Origin of the sequence: Pseudoalteromonas sp. PAST1 (assembly GCF_021532515.1) — a bacterium.
GTDB classification, from domain to species: domain Bacteria; phylum Pseudomonadota; class Gammaproteobacteria; order Enterobacterales; family Alteromonadaceae; genus Pseudoalteromonas; species Pseudoalteromonas simplex.
Genome location: NZ_JAKGBH010000025.1, coordinates 39735 through 64082, shown reverse-complemented (window position 1 = coordinate 64082; position 24348 = coordinate 39735). Strand labels below are relative to the sequence as shown.

23 protein-coding genes are annotated in these 24348 nt (G+C 39.9%); 12 read left to right on the top strand and 11 right to left on the bottom strand.

Annotated features, from left to right (window positions below; genetic code table 11):
• Window positions 1-27: 27 nt before the first annotated feature.
• A complete protein-coding gene (locus tag L1272_RS13530; RefSeq protein ID WP_138599798.1) occupies window positions 28-2913 on the bottom strand; it encodes an insulinase family protein in 2886 nt (961 codons plus the stop codon).
• A gap of 166 nt (window positions 2914-3079) precedes the next feature.
• Here L1272_RS13530 and L1272_RS13525 point away from each other — a divergent pair, with 166 nt between their 5' ends.
• Window positions 3080-3493: an MAPEG family protein gene (locus L1272_RS13525; protein WP_235373651.1), complete on the top strand. Its 414-nt coding sequence runs from the start codon at window positions 3080-3082 to the stop codon at window positions 3491-3493.
• Between the two features lie 61 nt (window positions 3494-3554).
• Here L1272_RS13525 and L1272_RS13520 read toward each other — a convergent pair whose 3' ends face one another.
• Entirely contained in the window at window positions 3555-4232 is a 678-nt protein-coding gene (locus L1272_RS13520) for a peptidylprolyl isomerase (RefSeq protein ID WP_366035299.1), read from the bottom strand.
• Here L1272_RS13520 and L1272_RS23275 point away from each other — a divergent pair.
• The 3 genes from L1272_RS23275 (at window position 4201) to ushA (ending at window position 6426) form a co-directional block, all read left to right on the top strand.
• Complete coding sequence (locus L1272_RS23275) at window positions 4201-4308, top strand: AgrD family cyclic lactone autoinducer peptide (protein WP_365995968.1); 108 nt, start codon at window positions 4201-4203, stop codon at window positions 4306-4308. The genes L1272_RS13520 and L1272_RS23275 overlap by 32 nt on opposite strands.
• Window positions 4309-4539: 231 nt before the next feature.
• Window positions 4540-4737 carry a hypothetical protein gene (locus tag L1272_RS13515; RefSeq protein WP_054552199.1) on the top strand — a complete coding sequence of 66 codons (198 nt, stop codon included), beginning with the start codon at window positions 4540-4542 and terminating at the stop codon, window positions 4735-4737.
• Between the two features lie 75 nt (window positions 4738-4812).
• Window positions 4813-6426, top strand: coding sequence for a bifunctional UDP-sugar hydrolase/5'-nucleotidase UshA (gene ushA / locus L1272_RS13510; protein WP_054552198.1), 1614 nt, complete (start codon window positions 4813-4815; stop codon window positions 6424-6426).
• A gap of 69 nt (window positions 6427-6495) precedes the next feature.
• On the opposite strand, the gene L1272_RS13505 is transcribed toward ushA, so the two are convergent.
• Together L1272_RS13505 and L1272_RS13500 are read right to left on the bottom strand one after the other, a co-directional pair.
• On the bottom strand, window positions 6496-7443 hold the full coding sequence (locus tag L1272_RS13505; protein WP_166340978.1) for a hypothetical protein: 948 nt from the start codon (window positions 7441-7443) through the stop codon (window positions 6496-6498).
• On the bottom strand, window positions 7430-8332 hold the full coding sequence (locus L1272_RS13500; RefSeq protein WP_187490391.1) for a hypothetical protein: 903 nt from the start codon (window positions 8330-8332) through the stop codon (window positions 7430-7432). The genes L1272_RS13505 and L1272_RS13500 overlap by 14 nt, the downstream gene beginning before the upstream one ends.
• 218 nt (window positions 8333-8550) lie before the next feature.
• Between L1272_RS13500 and L1272_RS13495 the strand changes: the two genes are divergently transcribed.
• On the top strand, window positions 8551-9414 hold the full coding sequence (locus L1272_RS13495) for a S1/P1 nuclease (protein ID WP_235373659.1): 864 nt from the start codon (window positions 8551-8553) through the stop codon (window positions 9412-9414).
• 34 nt (window positions 9415-9448) lie between these two features.
• The gene (locus L1272_RS13490; RefSeq protein ID WP_235373650.1) at window positions 9449-12610 is read left to right on the top strand and encodes a TonB-dependent receptor; all 3162 of its coding nucleotides are present in this window, start codon (window positions 9449-9451) and stop codon (window positions 12608-12610) included.
• A 506-nt stretch (window positions 12611-13116) separates the two neighbouring features.
• Here L1272_RS13490 and L1272_RS13485 read toward each other — a convergent pair.
• The 5 genes from L1272_RS13485 to L1272_RS13465 all read right to left on the bottom strand — a co-directional run bounded on the left by L1272_RS13485 (window position 13117) and on the right by L1272_RS13465 (window position 18041).
• Window positions 13117-14127: an ABC transporter ATP-binding protein gene (locus L1272_RS13485; RefSeq protein WP_138617300.1), complete on the bottom strand. Its 1011-nt coding sequence runs from the start codon at window positions 14125-14127 to the stop codon at window positions 13117-13119.
• 11 nt (window positions 14128-14138) lie between these two features.
• Window positions 14139-15638 (bottom strand): ABC transporter permease, encoded by a 1500-nt coding sequence (locus L1272_RS13480; protein WP_054552193.1) that lies wholly within the window; start codon window positions 15636-15638, stop codon window positions 14139-14141.
• Complete coding sequence (locus tag L1272_RS13475) at window positions 15638-16678, bottom strand: extracellular solute-binding protein (protein WP_235373649.1); 1041 nt, start codon at window positions 16676-16678, stop codon at window positions 15638-15640. Before L1272_RS13475 ends, L1272_RS13480 begins: the two co-directional genes overlap by 1 nt.
• On the bottom strand, window positions 16678-17490 hold the full coding sequence (locus L1272_RS13470) for a hypothetical protein (RefSeq protein WP_054552191.1): 813 nt from the start codon (window positions 17488-17490) through the stop codon (window positions 16678-16680). Before L1272_RS13470 ends, L1272_RS13475 begins: the two co-directional genes overlap by 1 nt.
• Before the next feature lie 95 nt (window positions 17491-17585).
• The gene (locus L1272_RS13465) at window positions 17586-18041 is read right to left on the bottom strand and encodes a MarR family winged helix-turn-helix transcriptional regulator (protein WP_235373648.1); all 456 of its coding nucleotides are present in this window, start codon (window positions 18039-18041) and stop codon (window positions 17586-17588) included.
• Window positions 18042-18144: 103 nt separating this feature from the next.
• On the opposite strand from L1272_RS13465, the gene hmgA reads away from it, so the two are divergent.
• Together hmgA and maiA are read left to right on the top strand one after the other, a co-directional pair.
• Entirely contained in the window at window positions 18145-19449 is a 1305-nt protein-coding gene (gene hmgA / locus L1272_RS13460) for a homogentisate 1,2-dioxygenase (RefSeq protein WP_235373647.1), read from the top strand.
• The gene (maiA, locus tag L1272_RS13455) at window positions 19449-20078 is read left to right on the top strand and encodes a maleylacetoacetate isomerase (protein ID WP_138617312.1); all 630 of its coding nucleotides are present in this window, start codon (window positions 19449-19451) and stop codon (window positions 20076-20078) included. The genes hmgA and maiA overlap by 1 nt, the downstream gene beginning before the upstream one ends.
• 53 nt (window positions 20079-20131) lie before the next feature.
• Here the strand turns inward: maiA and L1272_RS13450 are convergent, their stop codons facing one another.
• Window positions 20132-20362, bottom strand: coding sequence for a TIGR02647 family protein (locus L1272_RS13450; RefSeq protein WP_166340967.1), 231 nt, complete (start codon window positions 20360-20362; stop codon window positions 20132-20134).
• A gap of 77 nt (window positions 20363-20439) precedes the next feature.
• Between L1272_RS13450 and L1272_RS13445 the strand changes: the two genes are divergently transcribed.
• Both L1272_RS13445 and L1272_RS13440 read left to right on the top strand, forming a co-directional pair.
• On the top strand, window positions 20440-20739 hold the full coding sequence (locus tag L1272_RS13445) for a DUF1496 domain-containing protein (RefSeq protein ID WP_235373646.1): 300 nt from the start codon (window positions 20440-20442) through the stop codon (window positions 20737-20739).
• A 56-nt stretch (window positions 20740-20795) separates the two neighbouring features.
• Window positions 20796-21062 carry a VF530 family DNA-binding protein gene (locus tag L1272_RS13440; protein WP_054552185.1) on the top strand — a complete coding sequence of 89 codons (267 nt, stop codon included), beginning with the start codon at window positions 20796-20798 and terminating at the stop codon, window positions 21060-21062.
• A gap of 4 nt (window positions 21063-21066) precedes the next feature.
• Here L1272_RS13440 and L1272_RS13435 read toward each other — a convergent pair whose 3' ends face one another.
• Window positions 21067-22689: a diacylglycerol kinase family protein gene (locus L1272_RS13435; protein ID WP_235373645.1), complete on the bottom strand. Its 1623-nt coding sequence runs from the start codon at window positions 22687-22689 to the stop codon at window positions 21067-21069.
• A 335-nt stretch (window positions 22690-23024) separates the two neighbouring features.
• Between L1272_RS13435 and L1272_RS13430 the strand changes: the two genes are divergently transcribed.
• The gene (locus L1272_RS13430; RefSeq protein WP_235373644.1) at window positions 23025-23555 is read left to right on the top strand and encodes a sigma-70 family RNA polymerase sigma factor; all 531 of its coding nucleotides are present in this window, start codon (window positions 23025-23027) and stop codon (window positions 23553-23555) included.
• Complete coding sequence (locus L1272_RS13425; RefSeq protein WP_166340963.1) at window positions 23552-24241, top strand: anti-sigma factor; 690 nt, start codon at window positions 23552-23554, stop codon at window positions 24239-24241. The genes L1272_RS13430 and L1272_RS13425 overlap by 4 nt, the downstream gene beginning before the upstream one ends.
• Window positions 24242-24348: the final 107 nt, after the last annotated feature.

Below are 24348 nucleotides of genomic sequence, written 5' to 3'. Positions count from 1 at the left end.
TTGGGCTTTTGTTTATCAACTATTAAATTAGTTTTGGAATTTAATGCCTTTGTAAAAACTTTCTAAGTTTTCAACTTTTGTTTGGCTTTTCAGATCTGCAAATGGCTTGTCTGCAAACTTACTACCACGCATTTGAATGTTTAAACGCGCAGCTTCACTATTGAGCATCGTTTTCTTGTAATAATCTTTCAGATCAGCCAAGGTTACTTTTTCAACTTCAGCGATAAGCTTTTCTTTAGAGTCAAACTTAAAGTTCTCACGATACCAGTCTGTAATAAGTGGCGACATTTCATCACTTAAATTCTTAGGTTGCTCTTTTAAAGACACAAGCGTTGCATTTTTAAGTTGTGCAAATGTTTCTTCTGTCATGTTATCAAGCTCAACTGCGTATTGCTTTTTAAACTCATCAAAGCGCGCCTGCATCTCTTTAGGACCTTTAACCGGTGTTTGAATGTAAAGACCTAATGCAGAATAATCTTCGATTGGACGCGCTAACGCACCAACCGCATAAGCAAGTTGCTCTTCAGTACGTAACTTATCAAACGCTACGGTTCTAAAGTGGCTTTGTAAAATTTGTGCCTGTGCTTGTTGTTTATAGCCAGGGGTTGGGTGAACAACCATGTCAATGATTGCTACATCAGCTACATCAATATCTTTTTGTAAAACGATACGCTCACCAGGCTGAGGCAACCAGGCTTTACTTCTAGCAAACTCGGTCGCTTTATGACCTTTTGGTAAAATAGCGGTTAGTTTACTCGCAATAGCGTCAACATCATTTTGGTTGTAGTTACCAAACGTGAATACGCGTAAGTCATTGGCAGCAAGTGTTGATTGCTTAATAGCCGTAAAATCAGCTAAGGTAAGCGCATCTGCCGCAGCAATCAAGGTTTCGGTATCAAATTTACCACTACGAGTAAGCTTAGAGTACTCACCGAATGCTTGATAGAACGGGAACTGTTTTTGCTGATTTAGTAAATCACGCTTAAAACGATCGATTGCTTGGGCAAAACCTTCTTCAGACACCTCTAAGGTAAGATTTTCAAGCGCCTGAGCTAAAAGGACATCTTGTTTATCAGTGAAACCACTAAGCGATAACACAAGGCCATTACTTGGCTGTAACCCTAAACTCATACCTGCAACAGCGGCTTCTGTGCTTAATTTACTTTGTTGTAAGTTATAAAGATCAGCCCAAATTGAGTAAAGAACCTGTGATTTTACATTCACAAGGGCATCTGGCGTATTAATATAAACTTCAACAAGACCTTTAGGCTGCTCAGCAAACTGCTGACTTGCTTGACGCCAAACTTTAACGCCTTGCTGATCAAATACGAGTTCAGGGTGCGCTTGTTGTTTAAACTCAGCTGTTTTAATTGCAAAGCTTTCAGGTAATAAGCGGTTTACTGTTGGTAATGCTAACGCGTATTCACTTGGTTTATTCCAGCTTGCAACTTCTGACTCGCTGATATCTTCAATACGATATTTACCATCGTAAAAATGCAGCTGTGAATCTGTCTCTTCTTGTTTTGAAATATACCAAATACGTAAAGTATCTTCGTTTAATTGCGAAAGGACATTTTGCACCGCATCTGCATCAAACTTGGCATAATAATAAGGTGCGTTAATTGCGTTGTTCACAGGGAACTTTTGCATGCTATCAGTTAAGTTACTTACATAACCAAACTCATCCCCTTTTTCTAGGAATTGAAACGAATTGTTTAACGATGTACGAATTTCATTAAAGTATTTGCTATCAACACCCTGCTCTTTGATAAGTGCAATATATTGCATAACCATAGCAACAATTTCTTCGCGGTTTTGCATGCCGGCATCAGTCAATTCAATATCAACTGTTAAGCTTCCGTAGTTCCCATATTGCGTTGGTGAAGCAGAAGACGATAAACCTGATACCCAACCTTTATCACGTAGTATTTGTGCTGGGCTGCCTTGCATTTCGTTACTTAAAAGGTAAGAAACAAAACGGTTTGGTTTAACTGCAAATTGTGAACTGTTATCAGCAATAGTGAATTCTAATTGCAGTTGTTTTACGTCTTCATTCGGTGCGTAATAAACACGTTTACCGCCAGCTTCAGAGAAATCTAACTTATCAGTCACCGTTGGCTTTTCGATATTTTTATTTTCAATATCAGCAAAGTACTGTTTTGCTTTTGCTTCCATCTCAGCAAGTGGACGATTAGAAATCATCGCCACTTTCATAATGTTCGATGAATAGTACTTGTTATAAAAAGCAACGGTTTCTTTATGAAGATTGCTGCCTTCTTTATCACCTAGTGTTTCTAGGTTACCAATCAAGAAGCGGTTAGCAGGATGTGAGCCCATCATTTGACGTGCCAGTTTGAATTGACCAAAAAAGTCCATCTCACGGCGCATTGACCATTCGGCATTTACGGCATTTTTTTCTTTGTCTGTGTACTCAGGGTAAAGCTTTGGTGATTTAAAGAAATCCGCAAAACGGTCAAGTGCTTCATCGTAGGCATCATTGTTCACTTTGAACATGTAGTTTGTGATATCTAACCAAGTGTAAGCGTTATGAGCACCGCCATTTTTAGTCATAAAATCACTGTAACCTTTGGTGTCTGGGTAACGGTCCGTACCAAGGAACAGCATATGCTCTAAATAGTGCGCCATACCTTGTTGCGACATAGGGTCGTGCAATAAACCAACACCAACACTCAATGCAGCAGCTGATTTTTCAGCACTTGGATCTGAAATTAAAATTACATCAATTTCGTTATCAAGTTTTAATGTTTTGTACTCACGGGTGTCGTTTGGGCTGATAACTAACGAGTCTGGAATAAGGTTAGTATTAGCAGCAGGAGGCGTTGTGGTAGAAGTAGAAGAACAACCTGCTAACACTGCAAAAGCGATTGCACTGAGTCCCATTATTTTTTTCATTATTTTGTATCCATTAGAAATTGAATAAATTTTTATTTATCATGTGTTTTCGAGCGCTGCAATTCAATGCTTTTCAGTTAAGTTACAGCAAAACTTTGTAACACATTGTGAAAATGCAGTACTTACGGTTAAGATTAATAGCAATAACTATAACAAAGGATGAGCTATGGAAAGGTGGCTAATTGTAGCAATGTTCACTCAGGTGTTACTGACATTTATTGTGATGTACATTATGGGTAAGCGCCGTTTTCGTGCGGCAAAGCAAAAAACCATTGAGATGAAAGACTTCTTATTAATGGAACTTGAAAAAGCTGGGGATAATGTTCGCGTAGCAGATCGTAACTTTATCAATCAATTCGAAATGCCTGTGCTGTTTTATATTGCCTGTTTAACAGCTCTGCAAGTCAATGCTGTAGGTACTGTTTTTGTTGCCCTTGCTTGGGTTTATGTTGCATTAAGAATTATTCATAGCGTAATACACTTAACTTCAAACACCTTGAAGGCGCGCTATTATAGTTTCGTTGTCAGTAGCTTTATAATGCTAATAATGTGGGTGCTGATTTTAGTTAGAATCTTTTAATAATCATCAATACAAAGAAATAAGGCGCTTTTTAGCGCCTTATTAACTTTGTTGGTTGGAATTATTTACGACGAGCAAAGCCTGCTAGGGCTAATAAAGATAGCATCCATGCAAGACTACCACCTGAACTACTACCGCCGTTGTCTGAAGCGTCATCTTCATCAATCAGCGTGTTTTCTTTTGGTGATAAAGAAGCAGATGAATTAGGGTCATCGTCAATCACAGTTACACTGTTAATGTAAAATAAGTTTTCACCACTAAAACCTGATGTTGTATCTGGGCACTGCTCTTCATTTAAGTTTACTACTGGGATCTCTCCACAATGTACTAATTCTGTGATTTGCTCTATCACAGCCATACTCTGGACAGTTACCTCGCCAAAAACGGTAAAGCCACCATTTTGTAAGTCAAGATTTGCGCTGTTATCTTTTAAATTAAAAAACCACTGACTGGTTGCACTGTTAGCATTGCCACCAAGCTTAGCCATTGCAATGGTACCTTTCACATTAGACAACTCTGGTTCATTAGTAATAGCGTCTGCGGTGTCTATCGCATCAAAGTCAGTACCAAATTTAAACCCCCCACCTTGTAAAATAAAGTTATCAACAGAACGATGGATAACGGTGCCATCGTAGCTACCATCTGCAACATAATTTAAAAAGTTCTCAACTGTAACAGGTGTCTGTTGATCATAAAGATGAATCGTAATGCTGCCCAGGTCCGTTTGCATTTCGACAATAGTTGCATTCGCTGTAAAACTGCTAGCCAATAAAGCTGTTGCAAGTAGATGTTTTTTCATTGTTTATCTTTCCTGATAATTTTTATTATAAAACTGCAAGAAGCTTAAACAAAATAGGCAGGTGCTTAAATAGCAAACAAAACAGTTACACAAAACGCGTCAAATCAATTACATCTCAGTTACATTAATTTACACTGTGTATTCATTATGGTTATAAAAAGTTTAAAGATTAAATCAAAATCGTCTTATCAAATAGGCTCAGTTTGTTAGTATCTGCACGACAACAATGAACACACAGGAATGAACCATGGCGAATGAAGAGAACGCAATATGCGATTTTGGCCTACACCAAGGTGAGCCTTATAGTAAGTTACCCGCTAGTTTTTTAAATTGGATGGTCGGCAATAATCATCTTAAGTCTCATTATGCAGAACAAGAACTACAACGAAGACAACTTGCCGCAACAGGACAACTAAATACAGAAAATAGCGACAAAAGTTTATAAAAGACATTTAATTTAAACTTAAGTCGTTTAAACTAAGCGCATAATTAACCTACTGCTCTATTCAGGCAAACAATTATGCGTTTTTTTTTACTAACATCGCTACTGGTTACCCTAACCGCGTGTAGCTCCTCTTCTAACAATACAGATTCAGCCCAATATTTCACTCTGCTCCATACTAATGATAATCACGGTCGTTTTTGGCATAACGAACATGGTGAATATGGTATGGCTGCTCGCAAGACTTTAATTGATCAATTAAGAGCCGATGCTAAAGCACAAGGACATGCAGTTTTACTGCTGTCTGGTGGCGATATCAATACAGGTATTCCTGAATCAGATCTACAACACGCAGAACCGGATTTTAAAGGTATGTCTGTAATTGGTTACGATGCCATGGCAATTGGTAACCATGAGTTTGATAACCCGCTGGCTGTACTCGATAAACAGCAAAAATGGTCTAACTTCCCTTTTTTATCAGCCAATATTATAGATAAAACGACCGGTGAAACTCGTTATCAAGCATACAAAATCTTTGAAAAAAACGGACTCAAAATTGCTGTCATTGGTTTAACCACAACAGATACAGCAAAAATAGGTAACCCGCAGTATATCGGTGGCCTAGAATTTAAAGACCCTACAGAAGTGACTGCAAAGTTAGCCCCAAAAATTGAAAAGCAGTACAAGCCTGATATCACTATTGCTGTAACGCACATGGGTCACTATGTTGATGCTAACTTTGGTATTAATGCACCCGGTGATGTGACTATGGCGCGTAACTTACCAAAAGGAATGCTAGATATTATTGTCGGCGGTCATTCACAAGAGCCGGTGTGTATGAAAGAAGCCAATGTTGCTGACGAAAGCTTTATGCCAGGTAAAGCGTGTAAGCCTGATCAACAAAACGGTACTTGGATCATGCAAGCCCATGAGTGGGGTAAATATGTGGGAAAAGCTGAATTCAAATTAGAAAACGATGAATTAACTCTGCTCAATTACTCACTTATTCCGGTCAATCTTTATATCGATGATGAAAATGGCAATAAACAGCTAGCGGCTGAGTACATCGAGCCAAACAAAAACTTACAAGACATGCTCGCGGTTTATCAGAAAAAAGGTGCAGCACAAATTGCTGGTAAAATAGGTAACGTGGATGCAAAACTTGAAGGTGACCGCAATAAAGTACGCTATGAGCAAGTAAACTTAGCACGCGTTATTATTGCTGCACAAATGCAGTCAGTGGGTGCTGATTTTGGTTTGATAAGCGGTGGCGGTATTCGTGATAGCATTCAAGCTGGCGATGTCAGTTATAAAGATATTTTAAAAGTTCATCCTTTTAAAAACCGTATCACCTATATTGATATGACAGGCCAAGAGCTATATGACTACTTGCAGGTTGTTACTTCTTTCCCACCTGATTCAGGTGCCTACTTACAATACTATAAGCTAAGCTTCAAACGCGATAACGACACTTTATCTGATGTTAAAATTGCTGGTAAACCACTTGATATGACTAAAACATATCGAATGAGTATTAATAGCTACAACGCCTCTGGTGGTGATGGCTACCCTACGCTTACCAATAAAAAAGGCTTTGTAAGTACAGATGATACCGATGCACAGGCATTAAAACGTTTCTTTGAGCAAAATAGCCCTGTTAAAGCGGCTGATTACACTCCTAAGCAGTTTTAGATACCTAATCATCAATATCTAAATAGATAAAGGGAAGTCAGTGACTTCCCTTTTTACTTTAAAACTAGATTATTTGCCTATGACTTCAATATCGGTGATCTCAATCGACTTCAATCCGTAATGATGTAATCGAGAGCGTGAACCTTCACCATGGGCTTTAGGCGGATAATAGGTTTCTTTTATCTCAAGCTGGTCTTGCCAAACTTCATCAAGGGCTGCCCGAATTTCGCTTAAAGTTTTTTCTAAGCTATTGGTAAAGTTTGGTCGTTTACGTATTGTGTGACCAAGCTCAACTAACCGGTAAAAATACTTGTTCGCTAAAGTCAGTAATTCTTCTGGTACATCTTTATTTTGATTAAGCACTACGTCTGGTTGCTCAATACAAAACTCAACTAAAGCGAGATAAAAACACAATGGTTTATTCGCAAGGGCCACTGTTTTATCGACATCGCAACTAGCAGCCAAGGTTTTATTTTGAAGATCGACTATCAATTTAGGTTTTTCTTCTATCTGAACTGCAACTTCAGGTTCGTTTTTAGCTATTTGAATCTTGGTTCGTTCACTGATAAATAATAAGTAGGTAAATGTAGATGCAAATAAGCAGACCAGAATGAACACAGCTATATCGTTTTTATCTAATAAGGAAGATGCGATAACAAAGCTAACCGTTAATGATTTTTGAGGTGCATGTAATTGCTTAGTAATTAAATCAGCACGAGCAGGATATTCCGAAATACCTTCAATAGAGTAAACCATCACGCCTGAGTCTGCTAACTGAGCATTAAGACGCGTGATATAATTGAGTACCATGTCTCTACTACCGGAGTGCTTCAAAAAACCATCTGGTAAATTTAAATGGTTTAAATCAAGAGCAATACGGTTTTCAACTTTTGCTAAAGTCAGTGCATCATTAGTTGTTGTCTTATAAGCTTTTGCAGTAATGAAGGTAGCAAATAATACCAAGCAGCAGCTTAAAAATATTGCGCCATAAATAAGCTTAATTCTAATTGGCAACATTGCTATCCCCTACTTTCATTGTTTGCTGAGTCGAGTCACATTCCCAAAAAGACTCAACATGATTAAAGTAATGAGAATTCTGATTGTGTGCCAAAAGGGTTAATTGCGCTTGAACTGCACATAAAAGGTCGGTGTTTTCGTCCTGCATTTTTAAATACCAACGACTGCCACTTATATTGTCGCGTATAGGCGTAATATAATTTTTAGAAAAACGTTGCTGATCACTGTCTTGCCAATAAGAAGAAATTAAATCAACCTTTCCACTGGCAAGCAGCTCTCTTAACTCAGTATGGGAACTAGCGTAAGTTATATCTAGGTTTTCTAGGTTGATATCTAATTTTTTAAATAGCTGCTTTGGTAAAATATGTCCTGAGCGACTGGTTGGGTAATCAAGTAAACCAATGCGTTTATCTAAAAAGTAGCTCTTATCAATTCTAGGTTTTTCTTTACTCGAAATTAAATAGGCAGTGTAATCAGGAAATCCAACAACAGCTTGATAGTTGTAAGTTGACTCCGCCATAAAAGCGTTAATTAAATTTTCTTTAGCAAGGATTAAATCAGCAATCCCTTTGCCTAAAAACTCAATCGTGTCTGAGGTTTTATAACCCCAATAAGAGGTTACCTTGCCATATTGTTTACTTATGATGTCATCATCGCATAAGGTTTTAGCCACATCCTCAGCCAACACTTTGCCCGATGAATACACCACTAACTCGTTAAGGTTAACCTCTGATTTGGTATCACATTGAAAAGACGTTTCAATAAATGCATCGATATCAGAAACAGCCGGTTTACCCTGCAAAATTCCGATATAAAAAAACAAAATAACTGATAGAAACAAAAATGTAACAATCGAAGATTTTTTTATTAGTATTGTTCTTAAATTCAATTTTAATAGCCAACAACGCTCCGTTGTCTCTATTTGAACAATTATTCTTACTTATTACAACAAGTAATTTTACCTGAATAATTTAAACTATTGATAAATAACATATATGAACAAGAAATTATGAATCTTATTGAGTCCTTTCTATTTGATTTTAAATTCAGGAAAATATGTCACAAGAAATCGTGCTTCATTGCACATTCATTTTGGACACTGAGTCAATGTTACAAAAAACAATAAAAATGTTGCTGTTATCAACACCAGTTATTTCAGCAGTGTTAAGCACCCCTGCAAATGCATGGGGTCAAAATGGTCATCGTATTGTTGGTGAAATTGCATCTAAGCATATTACAGACACCACTAAACTAGCATTAGTTCCTCTACTCGATGGTGACTCACTACCACAAGTTGCAACGTGGGCTGATGAAATGCGTTCTGCTCCAGAAAATTTCTGGCAAAAGAAATCTTCGCGCTGGCATTACATTAACTTTAAAGAAGGCGATGCTAAACCCCATTACGATTCAGATGCCCATCATAATAAAGAAACCGTGTCAGATATCCTTGAAGGCATGGAATACTCAATCTCAGTTTTACAAAACCAGAAAGCCTCACTAGCTGAAAAACAGTTCGCACTGCGTTTTTTAGTTCATCTAGTTGGTGACAGCCACCAACCTTTTCATGCCGGACGCGGTGAAGATCGTGGTGGCAACAATATTTCTGTCACATTCTTCGGTCAAGATACCAATTTACATAGCCTATGGGACACAAAACTCATTGAAAATGAAAATTTGTCCTATACTGAGTTTGCGCAATTTATAAATACAACAAATCAAGCGTTAATCACGGACTATCTTGCCAGTTCACCTAGCGATTGGTTAATCGAATCAAATAATATTGCAAATTCACTGTATAACGAAAATGAAACAAACGTAAGTTATAGTTATATCTACAAAAACTTACCCATTGTTAAAACTCGCCTACAACAAGGCGGTATAAGATTGGCTGGTTTATTAAATACGTTATTTGATAAATCAGCAAAACCGTTAGTAAAGGCACTTAAGATGCCAACTGACAGCAAACTATAAATGAAACATAACCTCTAACACGGGAAATAACATAATGAAAATCCAACTCCGCAAAACAGCTCTATCACTTGCTATTGCAGCATGTGTTGGTGTGAGTGGTGCAGCGTTAGCAAATGAAACAACATCTGCTATCAAGGGTCAAATCAAAGGTCCTAGCGGCAACCCTGCTGCTGGCACTAAGATCACTATCGTTCACTTACCTTCAGGTTCAACTAAAGAAACTGAAACGAACGATGCGGGTTACTTCACAGCAAAAGGCCTACGTGTAGGTGGTCCTTACCGCGTTGTTGTAGATTCTGACGTATTCGCAGATCAAACATTCAACAACATTAACCTACAAGTGGGTGCTGACTACCCAGTTAATGTTACGTTAGAGAGACAATCTGATGTAGAACAAATCGTAGTTACTGGTCGCCCTATCAGCCGTATGTCTGGTGGTACAGGTCCTGCTGCAACGTTCACTCTTGAAGATTTAGAAAACCAACCAGCTATCAACCGTGATTTAAAAGATATCATCCGTATCGACCCACGTGTAACTATCGATGATAGCCGCGGTTCAATCAACTGTGGTGGTGGTAACCCACGTTTTAACAGCTTAACCCTTGACGGTGTTCGTATGAACGATAACTTCGGTTTAAGCTCAAATGGTTACCCAACTATCGGTGCTCCTTTCTCTTTCGATTCAATCGAGCAAGTTGCAGTTGAGCTAGCACCATTTGATGTTCAATATGGCGGTTTCACATCATGTAACATCAACGCAGTTACTAAATCTGGTGGTAACGAAGTACACGGTGGTGTTTTCTTCGATTACACAAATGATTCAATGAAAGGCGATAAAATCGAAGGTGAAGACTACGACAACGGTGATTACACTGAAAAACGTTACGGCTTCAACGTTGGTTTACCACTAATCAAAGATAACCTTTTCTTATTCACCTCATACGAAAAAGTTGAAGGTGTAAAACAATACGAGTATGGCGGTTTAAACACAGGTAGTGTTTCAGCTGCAGACGTTGCTCGTGTACAGCAAATCGCACAAGACGTATACGGTTATGACGCAGGTGGCATGCCATCTAGTGCTCCAGTAGAAGATGAAAAAATCTTAATTAAGTTAGACTGGAACATCAACGATGACCATCGTGCAAACTTAATCTATAACTACAATGATGCTTTCACGCTATCTCAATCAGATGCATACAGCGATACAGTAGCTTTAGATAATCACTTCTTCAAGCAAGGTGCTGAGTTTACATCAATCATCGGTTCACTATACTCAGATTGGTCAGACAACTTCTCAACTGAAGTTCGTATTGGTAAGTCAGAGCTAGATGCAACGGTACAATCTTTAGATGCTGCAAGTAGCTTTGGTGAAATGCAAATTGATACCGCTGACGGTGGTACTATCTACATTGGTCCAGATGACTCACGTCAATCAAATGACCTAGACTATGAGACAACGACTGTAAAACTTGCAGGTACTTACTACCTTGATCAACACACGATTACCGGTGGCTATGAGTACGAAAAGCTAGACGTATTTAACCAATTCGTACAGCATACGCAAGGTGAGTGGCGTTTTAACTCTGTAGATGATTTTGAAGATGGAATTGCTGATGGCTTGTACTACAACAATGCTGCGGGTACAAACAACCCGACCGATGCAGCTGCAAGCTTCTCTTATGCACAACATACTTTCTATGTGCAAGATGAGTACAGCTTCACAGATTTAGATGCGACGTTAACATTTGGTCTTCGCTATGATAAATACACAAGTGATGACTCACCTAATTACAACGAGAACTTTACAAACCGCTACGGTTTCAGCAACCAAGCAACATTTGATGGCATCGATTTAATTCAACCACGTGTAGGCTTTGAATGGTATGCAACAGACTCGTTAGAAGTACGTGCAGGTGTAGGCCTATTCTCTGGTGGTAACCCGAACGTTTGGTTATCTAACTCGTACTCAAACGACGGTATCACTAATATTAGTACCGGTATTAAAGATGTAGACGGTGTTTATTATCTAGATGAAGAACAAAGACAAGCACGCCTAAACCTATTTGACACTCCAAATGTTAATGGTGGTACTCCAGGTTACGAAGTACCTCAAGATTTATATGATAAAGTTGCTAACACTGAAATAGGTGCAGGTGACTCATCAGTAAATGCTGTTGACCCAGACTTTGAAATGCCATCAGAGTGGAAATACTCAGTAGGTGCAACATACACAACTGAAGATGAATACGTTTTCACTCTAGATTACTTATTCACTAAGCGTAAAGATGCTGCAATTTTACAAGACATCGCATTACAAGATTCAGGCAGAACTACATTTGACGGTCGTCCAATTCTTGAGTCTATCGAAGGTCGTAGCGGTGACTTACTGCTGACTAACGTAAGTGGTGATAGCGGTGAGTCTCACATCATTTCTGCTGCAATGAGTAAGCGTTTTGATAACGGTATTAGCGTACAACTTGCTTATGCTTACACTGACTCAACAGATGTAAACCCAATGACTAGCTCTGTAGCGAGTTCAAACTACGGTAACATGGCGACATACGATCCGACTAACCCAGGTGCACACACATCTGATTACGAGATCCCTCATCGCTTCACAATGACATTAGGTTATACAACTGAGTTGTTTGATGGCTACAGCACACGTTTCAACTTATTCAGCGAAACGTTCAAAGGTCTACCTTACAGCTATACATATAACGGTAGTGACGGTGTTTGGGGTGATAGCAACTCTAACCGCAGCCGTCAGCTAATGTATATCCCTGAAGTAAATGACCCTAACGTTGTTTACGACATGACACCTGAAGAAGTAACTGAGTTTAACCAGTGGATTTCAGCTCAAGGCCTTGAACGCGGTGAAATCGTTAGCCGTAACAGCCAAAATGCTGATTGGTTCACTAAAGTTAACTTCAAGGTGACTCAAGAGTTACCTGGTTTCATGCCTGGTCACAAAGGTGAAGTATTCTTCGTTATCGATAACTTAACTAACATGTTAAACGATGACTGGGGCGTACTTAAGAAAGGTAACTTCGTTGGTAACCGTATGATCAAAACATCAATCGATGACCAAGGTCGTTACGTATACTCTGACTTCAGCCCTAACAATGGTAAAACTGCAACTCAAAGCGGTGCATCAGTTTGGGAAATGCGTGTAGGTGTACGTTACACATTCTAATAACGAGTTAAACTTGTTATGAAGCAAAAGCCCGCCCCTACTGGCGGGCTTTTTTACGTTTTGGAGAAAGTTAGGGAGTTGCTAGTTACGAGAGTAAAGCTACTAGGGGAAAGTTAGCAAGCGTAAAGCTCCAAGAGTAAAGTTAGCGAGTTGCTAGGTAGCAGCGATTTTACATCGCGCCCTTCTACATAAAACCTAGAACCTAATACCTGATAAATCTTTTCGTAGGACTGGCTTTAGCCGGGAATGGGTGTAGATATGAGATACGAGATACGAGAGGAAAATAAGCCAGTACCAAGATTAAAGCTTGAAATAACAAATTAATGCATTTACATGTAGCAGATTTTATATCGCGTCTGAGGGCTGATGTTTAACTCGATCTAAGATTGTTATGTAGGTCGTCATTTATGGCGACAAATGTTTAAACACCGAATGATGACGGGCTAAAGCCCGACCTACACTGATATGTAAATGCAGGCCAATGAGACCTGCACAGTTATGTCTATTTAAGCTGCGTAAACCGCAAGAGGGTGTGTTGTATTGATAGAAACATGCACTGCATCACCTGGGCGTACCATCACTTCATGGCTAACACGGCTTGTCACCACAGTATCACATGCCAGTTTAACAGCGCATAAGCGGCTGCCACCTTCGTAACGGACCCATGTCACTTTACCATTACTGGTATCAGCATTTTGAATAAGATTAATATCATCAGGGCGAAGTAATACATCAACCTTCGCGGTTTCATGATCAACCTTAATAGCTGGGGCATTACCTAAATCAGTGGTGGCAATATCACCTTCACAGTTACCGGCAATGAAACTTGCTTCACCTAAGAAACGCGCAACAAAGCGATTGCTTGGTAAGCTAAAGCAGCGTTCAGGGGTATCGATTTGCTGAATAATCCCTTCTTTAAGTACGCCAACTCGGTCACCGACAGATAAAGCTTCCTCTTGGTCATGGGTTACCCAAATTGCAGGTACACCCGCATCTTTTAATGCATTACGAATATCCCAACGAAGGGTATCTTTTAAAGCTGCATCAAGGTTTGATAACGGTTCGTCAAGCAATACAAAGTCAGGTTCGTGAGCCAATGTACGGGCAAGTGCTACACGCTGCTTTTGACCACCCGATAAAGTAGCGGGCTTTTTATCACGAAAAGCTTCAAGACCCAGTAACTTAATCCAGTGATCTGCTTTAGAAGTATCGGTTAATCTAAAGCAAATATTTTGCTGTACCGTTAAGTGCGGAAATAACGCAAAGTCTTGAAATACCATCCCTACTTTACGCTTTTCTGGTGGTACTTTTAATTTGGGTGTTGCCCGCCATGAGCCTAAGTTAATTTCGCCTTCGCTGATAGGAATAAGACCAGCTAACGCTTGTAAAATTGTACTTTTACCACAGCCAGTTGGACCAACTAGCATGAGGATCTCACTTTCCCCAAGTGATAAGTTAAGTTCACTTACCACACGATTGCTACCATAATCGATAGACAGCTTACTAACTGATAGCATTAAACTGATCCTTAATGTTCTAATTGACTGCGCTTTTCACCTGAGAGCATTATAGCTAAGCCACATGCTGATATCACTACTAACAAGAGCCCAGGAATGGCAGCGCGACCGAAATAACCGGCTTCATAAACTCGCCACAAATAGGTTGATAGGGTTTCAAATCCTGTTGGGCCGAGTAACAATGTTGCTTCAAGCTCTCGCATTGATTCTAAAAATACCAAGGCTGCACCAGCAATGATACCGCGCAGTGTTAAAGGCAATGTAATACGCATAAATGCTTCACGAGGGCTTGCGCCTAATACGCGTGCTGATTTAATTAAACTCGAATCTAAGTGCTCTGTGCTGGTTCGCACAGAGCCAACTGCCAACGGTAAGAAGCGCAGCACATAGGCAATCACTAATAATGCCAGAGTTTGGTATAAAAGCGGTAATTGCAGGCCACCATAAACAAGTGCAGTACCCATTACGATACCTGGAATACCAAATCCGAAATAAGTAACCCGTTCCATAATGCGCCCTACTTTACCGCTTAAGGCAGCATGCGCTACAGGCACAGCAACCACAACAGCGACAATAGCCGCAATGCCAGATGCATAAGCTGAGTTCCACGCAATGCTGAAATCAAAATCAGCAACACCATCACGGGCAAGCCAAAGGGTAAAAATGGCTAACGGCAAACAAATAGCCAATAATAAAACAGGTAGAAAAGTCACCAGCATGGCTAACTTTTGCCCGTTAGATGGGAATAACATTAGCGGTCTACCGTGGCGCTCTGAAGCTGTTTTAATTTGTGATTCGATGAACAGTAAAAAGCCTACTATTACCATTAATTGAAGCGACAACATCGCTGCACGACTTAAGCCAAAGGCGTTATATTCAACATAGATTACCCGAGTAAAGGTATCTAAGCGCATCATCGCCGGTGTACCAAAATCTGATAGGGTATAAAGTGCAACCAGTAATGAGCCCGCCGCAATACCGTTTATTACGCGCGGTAATATGACTTTAAACACACTCATCGGCATCGACATGCCTAAAGTGCGAGCCGCGTTTACCATGCTGGCATCGAGACTAAGTAAAGACGAACGCGTAGTTAGCATCACAAACGGAAATGTGTATAGCGTCATTACAATGGCTGCCCCCGTTAAGCCATACATAGGCGGGGTTTCAAAGCCTAGCAGCTGATTTATCTCACCACCGGGGCCAAATGCTGCATATAAAGTAAACGCGCCAATATAACTTGGAATAGCAAGTGGCGCTGCAAACAAAACAAGCCAAAGCTTTTTAAAAGGAAGTTGAACATAGGCACTAATAAACGCCAGAGGCACGCCAATTAAAATAGAGCCTAAAACAGTTAACACCATAAGTGATAAGGTGTTACCTAGAATTTTTAAATTATGACTATCAAAAACAGCCGTCGCATCACTGGCTAAGGTGATCAGAATATAAACTGGCACTAACGCCAAAAGCGCTGCAAGCAGCGCCATGGGATAAGAAGCAGGTATGCGCATTATAAAATACCGCTACTGCGCATAAGGTCAAGTGTTGGCCTTAAATCTGCCAATTGAGTTAAATCGATTTTCGGCGGTGACACATCCGTTAATGCTGGTAACCCAGCAGGCTGTTCAATGCCCTGGATCAATGGAATTTCGTACGCTTCACGTGCTAAGTAACTTTGTACTTCAGAACTTAGTAAGTAGCGCATAAAGTTCATTGCATTTGGGTTGTCTGTCAGTGATAACACACCTGATGCATTAACTAAACAACCGGCATCTTGATTGGTGAATGCTAGATCAAGATTAGCATCAGGTTTACCTGACTTAAGACGTAACGTGTAATAATGGTTTGCAAAACCGATATCCACTTCACCACGCTCAACAGCCATCACTACGCCAAGCTCGCCTGCATAGGTTTTCGAACGTTTTTGAACTTTCTTAAGCCATTTAGCGGTTTTATCTTCACCTTCAAGAATACGCATTGCCGTGACAAATGATTGGAAAGAAGCATAAGCCGGTGCCCAACCAATAGATAAATCGCTATCAGCAATGGCCATTATGCTATCTGGGATCTGATCTTTACTTAGGCGCTTAGTGTTATAAGGCAATGTACGAATACGACCTGTCACAGGTGCCCAGCCCGGATAACGAAACTGCGGTTGTAACTGCGCCTCTAAGTCAGATGGTAGCGGTTTAGCTAAACCTGCATCTGTGACTAAGCCAATCGCACCAGAGTCAACCGCCCAAAATAGATCAGCACGTTTAACACCCGCTTTCGCTTCTGCCACTATCATGTTGGCAAGTGCAGCAGTTGGGCCACGGCGAATAGATAAATTAAGTTTTGGGTTTTTCTTTTGGATTGATTGCAGTACGTTTTCGTACAAACCACCTTCACCACGGCCTAAATATAAAGTTAGGTCACCCTCTAGGGCTGGTAAGTTTTTCACTGAAATTGGGCTTGCAGCAGAGGCTGCAAAGGCACGAGAAAGAGGTAGCGGCATTGCGCCTACTACCCCAAACGCAGCCAGGCCTTGAATAAAGGTCCTACGCTTCACTAAAATACATCCTTACGTGCTTTTTCGGCTTCTTCTAGTAACACCTTAGCGCGATCTAGTTTTTCTTGCATATCAACAACCACTGCACGGACTTGGTCAACAGACCCTTTATCAGAAATAGCTTTAGGCAGGGTTACGTTAAAATCTTTTTCGAGTACTTCTACTAACTTCGCATCTTTTTCGATAAGTGTACCTTCAACACCTTCAAATAAGTGAAGGTAAGTATCGTGTACAATTTGCGTTGCTTCATCGCTTAAACGTTCTGCGTATTTTGCAACAACACGGTCTAATTTATGTTTGATCTCATCGATAGTAGCGCTTTGCGTCATTGTTTCAGAAGCAGTTGCTTTTACAGCTTTTAATAAGCCTTTTTGCTGGAAGTCAGCAGCAAGTTTAACAGCTCCAAGACCCTGCCACAAGGCAGCATTTAAGGCCTTTTGGTGCTTACGTACTTCGCTTGCTGGTTTTTTGTCATCAATAGCCATTTTGATACCATAAATGCCTTGCCAGATTGATGCATAAACCGGCACATAATTCGTTTCAATCGCACTGTGAAACTTTACTGATTCCCAGTATTCAATTAAATCATCGCTTTTAACTGCTTTTGCGCCTTTTGTTTCATAATCGGTAACCATGGTGTCAACTTTACCGACCATCCACTCAACGTCTTCTGAGTAATCTTTTAAATTTTCTTTTAGATGATTAACGTGCTCACCAATTGGGCCATTTGCCAATACAGGTTGGGCAATAAAAGTAGATGCTAATACTAGGCTAAGACCTAGTGTTTTAACGGTGTTTAACGCTAATTTCATAGGGGGGACATCCAAGTTTCTAATTGTAAATGATAGCCATTATCATATACGTATCGATTGTCTAAATCAATTGCTATAAAGCCTTGATTACAGATTTAAACATTTTTATTTAAGTGATTGGAAAGCTTACTAAGAGTGTTCATAAATTGTTTAAGTTCTTGGCTATCTAAGTCACTCACTAAATCTGCTTGCCACTCATTTGCTAATGGCACAATTTGATCATGCAAACGGTTCCCCTCAACGGATAGTGATAACAAACTTGCGCGTTTATCCTTAGGGTTTTCTTTGGCCATTATAAGGTTTCTGGTCAATAGCGACTTTACTGCACGAGACACCGTTGATTTATCCATTTGTGCCATATCACATAACTCTTTGGCAGTGCGCTCGCCATATTGGGCCAAATTCGCAACTATACGCCATTGTGGCACGGTTAAATCGAACTGCTGTTTATATAGCTCACTAAACTGCTCACTCATTTGCATTGCAATATTAGTTAGTGAATAAGGTAAGAACTGTTGTAAATCGAGCGTTGTTTGATTATCTGTCGTCATGGCTGCACTACTGTCAAAGAATATTTACACAAGTAAATTCAGTGTAGTTTGAATTTAGTCTCACATGAGAGTATCTTACCTAAAACCTTTCAGGAGTCTAGTGATGAATAACGAATTACAATATATGACTGGCTTTGGTAATGAATTTGAAACCGAAGCATTACCCGGTGCATTACCTATCGGTCAATTCAGCCCGCAAAAAGTTAAATACGATTTATATGCTGAGCAGTTCAGTACTACGGCTTTTACAGCGCCCCGTGCTGATAATCGTCGAACTTGGTTTTACCGCATTCGCCCGTCAGTAATACAAGGTGATTACACGCCAATTGATAATGGCCTTATTCGCACCGCTCCTATTACAGAAGTGCCAACACCACCGACGATGCTGCGTTGGGATCCAATCGACATTCCTACGAAGCCAACTGATTTTATAGATGGTTTAGTCACTATGGCTGCCAACGGTAGTGCCAATGCACAAACAGGTATTGGTATTCATATTTATGTCGCTAATAAATCAATGCAACACCGTTACTTTTATAATGCTGACGGTGAAATGTTATTCGTGCCGCAACAAGGTGAGCTATTACTTAGAACCGAGTGCGGGATACTCACCGTTCGTGCAGGCGAAATTGCCGTAATTCCTCGTGGCATTAAGTTCGCAGTTGATTTGCTTACTGATACAGCCCGTGGCTATATCTGTGAAAACTATGGCCATGCCTATATTTTACCAGAGCGCGGCCCTGTCGGTGCCAATGGTTATGCTAATGACCGTGACTTCCACTACCCTGTAGCGGCTTTTGAAGATGTAGAAGGTGATTTCGAACTCGTTGCTAAATTCAATGGCAATATGTTCCGTTGTGATATTGGCCACTCGCCATTAGATGTGGTTGCTTGGACGGGTAACAGTGCACCTTACAAGTATGACCTTGCTAGATTCAATGTTATGAATACAGTAAGTTACGATCACCCAGACCCATCAATCTTTACTGTATTAACATCACCATCAGGTACAGAAGGTGTTGCTAATATCGATTTTGCTATCTTCCCTCCACGCTGGATGGTGGCTGAAAACACATTCCGCCCACCTTATTACCACCGTAATATCATGAGTGAGTTTATGGGCCTAATCGAAGGTGTCTACGATGCCAAAGAGCATGGCTTTGTACCAGGTGGTTCTAGCTTACATAATTGTATGTCGCCACATGGACCAGAAGCCGATGTATTCGAAAAAGCATCAAATGCTGAACTTGAACCACAACGCTACGAAAACACTTTGGCATTTATGTTCGAATCGCGTTACGTTATTTCACCAACTAAATATGCCCTTGAAGGTAAAGAGCGTCAGCCTAATTACACTGACTGTTGGCGCACTATTAAAAAACATTTCACAGGTAAACAGGACGTATAATGAAACTTTATAGCTATTTTCGTTCATCAGCTGCATATCGAGTACGCATTGCGCTTAATTTAAAGAACATTGATCACGAGTTGGTGACAGTTAATTTATTAAAATCCGAACAGCAAAGCGACGAGTACCTAGCTAAGAACCCTCAAGGGTTATTGCCTGCATTAGAAACTGAGCAAGGGGTACTTGCGCAATCGCTGGCTATTTTAGAGTGGCTAGAAGAAACTCATCCAGAAACGCCACTGTTAACGGGTGATGCATGGCAAAAAGCTCAGATCCGTAATTTATGTTATGCCGTAGCGTGTGATATCCACCCTATCGATAATTTGCGCGTATTAAAATACTTGGCTAACGATCTGGGTGTTGATGAAGAAGCAAAAACAACCTGGTATAAGCATTGGGTAGAAGTTGGCTTTGAGAGTATCGAAAAGCTACTTGATGAAGCGAACACGTTTTGTGTGGGCAACAAACCAACGCTTGCAGATGTGTGCTTAGTGCCGCAAGTATTTAATGCCTTGCGCTTTAAGGTTGATATGACCAATTACCCTAAAATTGCAGCTGTTTATGAGCAATGTAATAAGCTTGATGCCTTTATAGATGCTGCACCACAAAATCAGCCAGATGCGATTTAAGCGTTAGTATGATTAATGTAAAAGGCCCGAACAATTCAGGCCTTTTATATTTGTTATCTAAGCGCTGAGTTAATCACACTCACATGGTTGATTAAATCGAGCCCTAAGTCCGTTAAGTAGCCCCCATCAGGACTATCAGTAATACCTTTATCATAAAGCCGTTTTGCTGCATCTTTAATTGAGTTTTCAGCATCGGAGTGTATTTTAATTCCCTGCATTTGAGAGTTACGAGGAAATTTTGCAAGCAGGATTAGTTCATCGATCATATTTTTATCAAATTGCATGTGTTCACCTTTTTATTATTTATTCCTTGTCATAAGCTTAGTGTAGTTATACAAATCTGCCCAACGGGAGGCGTATTTTGTTAAAGAAAATTTTACTGTTAAGTACTTTGTTTACTTTAGGGTTTCTAAATCAAGCGCACGCTAAGGAAAAACCATTAATCGTGCTTGATGGTCAAGAGGCGTTAAACAATGAAGAAGTGTGTTGGTATGAAAATAAACGCTATACCGAAGGTGCCTATATTGTCGTTGGCGAGATGACCTTAATTTGCAGCGCCAAACAGCCTAATTTTTCAAACAGTGATTTGGCGTGGCTCAGACTAAATGCTAATGGCGAGATTATTTACCCTAAACAAACGAAAACGATTCACGTCAATTAGATTAAAACGCACAGATAGGGTACTATTGCGCGGTTGCAAATAACCTAAGATTTATCATGGACAATCAACCAAATAATCCGTTACATGGCGTTAAATTAGCCGACATCGTTACTAAACTTGAAGAAAAACTTGGTTGGGAAGGTATGGCAGCGCACGTCGATGTACGCTGCTTTCAAAATGACCCAAGTGTAAAGTCGAGTCTTAAATTTTTACGAAAGACCCCTTGGGCACGAGAAAAAGTAGAGCAGTTATATATTGATACCTTTATCAATAATGACCTAGCTGATGATGGCACTTTCCAATGGAAAAGCATCAAAAAGTAACCACTTAATCTTCAGCTGCTACAATCACCGAAAGCGATTTCGGTGATATCTCCACCTCTAGTTTATCTGCGGTTTTCACCTCACCATCAATAACATAGCTCAACCCTTTTGCTGCGCTTACTGTTACTCGTTTAGCATTTGTGTGGTGACTGTTAATAGCAAAACTAGTTTGCGTAATACTCGAGAACACTAACTCCGCAATACTTAAAGTACTCGCTTTAGAATCGGCACTAGGTGTTAGCCAGTTAACATCCAATAAACCATCTTGGTGATCTGGCTGCCCTGCGGATTGCGCAAGTAAGGTAGTAAATGGCGCGGCGTTGGCGATGATTAAACTGGTGGTATTGATTGTTTGCTCATCGTTATTATCAACCGTAACAATATAGTCTTGCGCCTCATGCTCACCTAATGCTTGCCAAAACCCTTGTAAATAAGCTAATTGCCCAGACTCATTTTTTGCATCACGATGGGCTTTTTCAATCATCTTTTGTTCAAAACCAATTCCTGCAAGTAATAACATACGCTCGCCATTACACACAGCGGTATCTATCCGACTCGCCTGCCCTTCAATAATAAGCTCACACGCCTGCTCTACCGGAATAAGCTTCGATTGTATACCCATCAACACATGAGCGAGGGCATTTGCAGTACCTAAAGGAATAATCCCCAGTTTACAGTCTGTATTAACAAGTACACTTGCCACCTCTGTTACTGTACCATCACCACCACAGGCGATGACTACATCAGGGTTCAATTCAAGTGCTTCTTTGGCTAACTCAGTACCATTTACCTGCTCTGAAGTGGTGTAAACAGTTAAATCGTAATACTCAGACAAACGAGATGTAATTTGCTTACGTTTAGCTTCCCACAGTTTAGTGCCAGAAACAGGGTTAGCAATGAGCACAGCTTTATTTTTGATTAATAAGTCACCTCTACGATGGCGGCGCACTAGATGACGCAGCTGGCGCTTGTTTAAATTCGCAGTTTCTCTAGTTTCTTTAATTTGTGCGAGTACTTGGTGTACATCGGCATCTTTATTTTGGCTAAGTAAGTAAGCAGCCATCACAAATACAGAACGGCCACGCCCTAAAGCGCAATGGACTACCACACGTCTATCTGCTTTTACTTGATGGTCAATCCAATTAATCGCTTGGTGTAGTTGCGCGCGTGTTGGCACGCTATGATCAAGAACAGGGATATTTAAATAACGAATATTCTCTTGCGTAGAAGACCATTCAAGGCCATCAAACTCGCAAGTTACATCTAAAATAGCCGTAATACGCATTTCTTTCATAGTGTCTATATCGGAAGGAAATAAACGACAGGCTAAAAATAAATGCTCATTAATTTGTTGTAATGGCGGTACTTTATCGTGTTTACGCGACCAAGCATTGTAAAGCTGTGCACCCAATAAAAAGGGGATAAAAGCCCAACGAATATAAATAGGAATAACGCCATTTTCGCGTTTTCTAAAAATACGCGCGATATTAAAAAAATATGCGCCACTGACTAATAGTAACGACAGTGCAGTCCAATAAAAAAACAGTGCAAAGTACACAGTTTCTACGCGAATAGCCGCAATTATAAATACAATCGCTAATGCTAAGTAACTAAATGCTGCCCACATAATCACTCCTTGTTATTCTAATTGCACAATACCTTGCAAATTTCACTCCATATAAAGCCATTTAAATAGCTTTATAGACTATGAAAAATCAGCAACTTAGCAATTATTAAAAAGCTTACCAATTTAGTTTAGGACATTTTTTCACTACTTTATGAATAACTTACACAAGTTTACATAATATTCACATGTAAGTTTGCCTTGTCTTGCAACCCTGCTACGCTAACTAATGGAAAAGAATTACTTTTACAAAATTAAACCATTCTTTTTGTAAAAACATAAATGAATTGCATCTAAAACTGTCAGCTAATCGTTATTAATAATAACAAAGGAAATCTATGGAAAACGATGAATTATTAACCCTATTAAGTGCTACAGCTAAAGGCGATAAAATTGCTTTTGGTCACTTATATCAGAAGACCAGCGCAACACTTTTCGCAATAAGTCTTAAGATGCTTGGCAATCGAGCGCACGCCGAGGAAGCTTTACAAGATGCTTTTGTTAAAGTTTGGCATAACGCAAGTGAATATCAATCATCTAAAGGCGCTGTTATGTCTTGGATGATCAGCATAGTTAGATATCGAAGCCTAGATATGATTCGCCATCACAAAGTGCGTAAGGAACAAACTCTTGTTGATGAAAATGATCATTTAGATGATTTACCTATTGATGTTAATTATGAAGACAACAGCAAATTGGTAGATTGTATCGAACAGCTTGATCCTCAGCAAAGACAGGCTATTCATTTAGCATACTATAGAGGTTTGACTCATCACGAATTAGTTGACCACATCGCGACACCGCTTGGAACAGTCAAAAGCTGGATCCGACGTGGTTTTCAGCAACTACAAAGGTGCTTAACGCTATGAATTATGAAAATCAAACACTCATTGATATGTTAGCGGCTGAATATGTACTGGGGACATTACGTGGTTCAGCAAGAGATAGATTCACTCGGTTAATGCTAACTTCAACGCGGGCACGTGAAGCAACTTGGATGTGGGAACAACACTTGAACAACCTTGCAAGTTCAATAGAATCTGTGCCTCCAGATGAACATGTTTGGCAGAAAATTGTTAGCAGGATCGATCCTCAGGTAATACCTATAACAAGCAAGCCAAATAAATCTAAATCATCGATATTACAAGCTTGGTCACTCATCGCTACGGCTGCATGTATAGTGTTAGCTTTAATTATTTGGCAACCTCAGGAAATAACGAAAGTTAAATCAGAACAAATAGCCCTTTTTAAAAATGAGGCTGAACAACCCCTTTGGTTTATTGATGTAAAAGATGAAAACTTATCGATTCGAGCTGCAACAGCACTTGTTCCGCGCACTGATAAAGATTATGAGCTATGGATGATCTTAAAAGGTAAAGATGCGCCGGTTTCTTTAGGTTTACTTCCAAAATCGGGAACACTTGAATTACCAAAACACATAGACTTTGATGCGACAGAAATTTCACTACTCGCTATCAGTTTAGAACCTCTAGGAGGCTCGCCAAATGGCTCTCCAACCGAGGTACTTTTCACTACAGAACTCATTATTTTGTAAATTAAAAGCCGTGTTTAAACACGGCTTTTTACTTTTTTCTAAAAAACTTTAACTTTTTTGCATCCAATAAGATTACCAATTCGTTACTAGCAATGACTTATTTTACA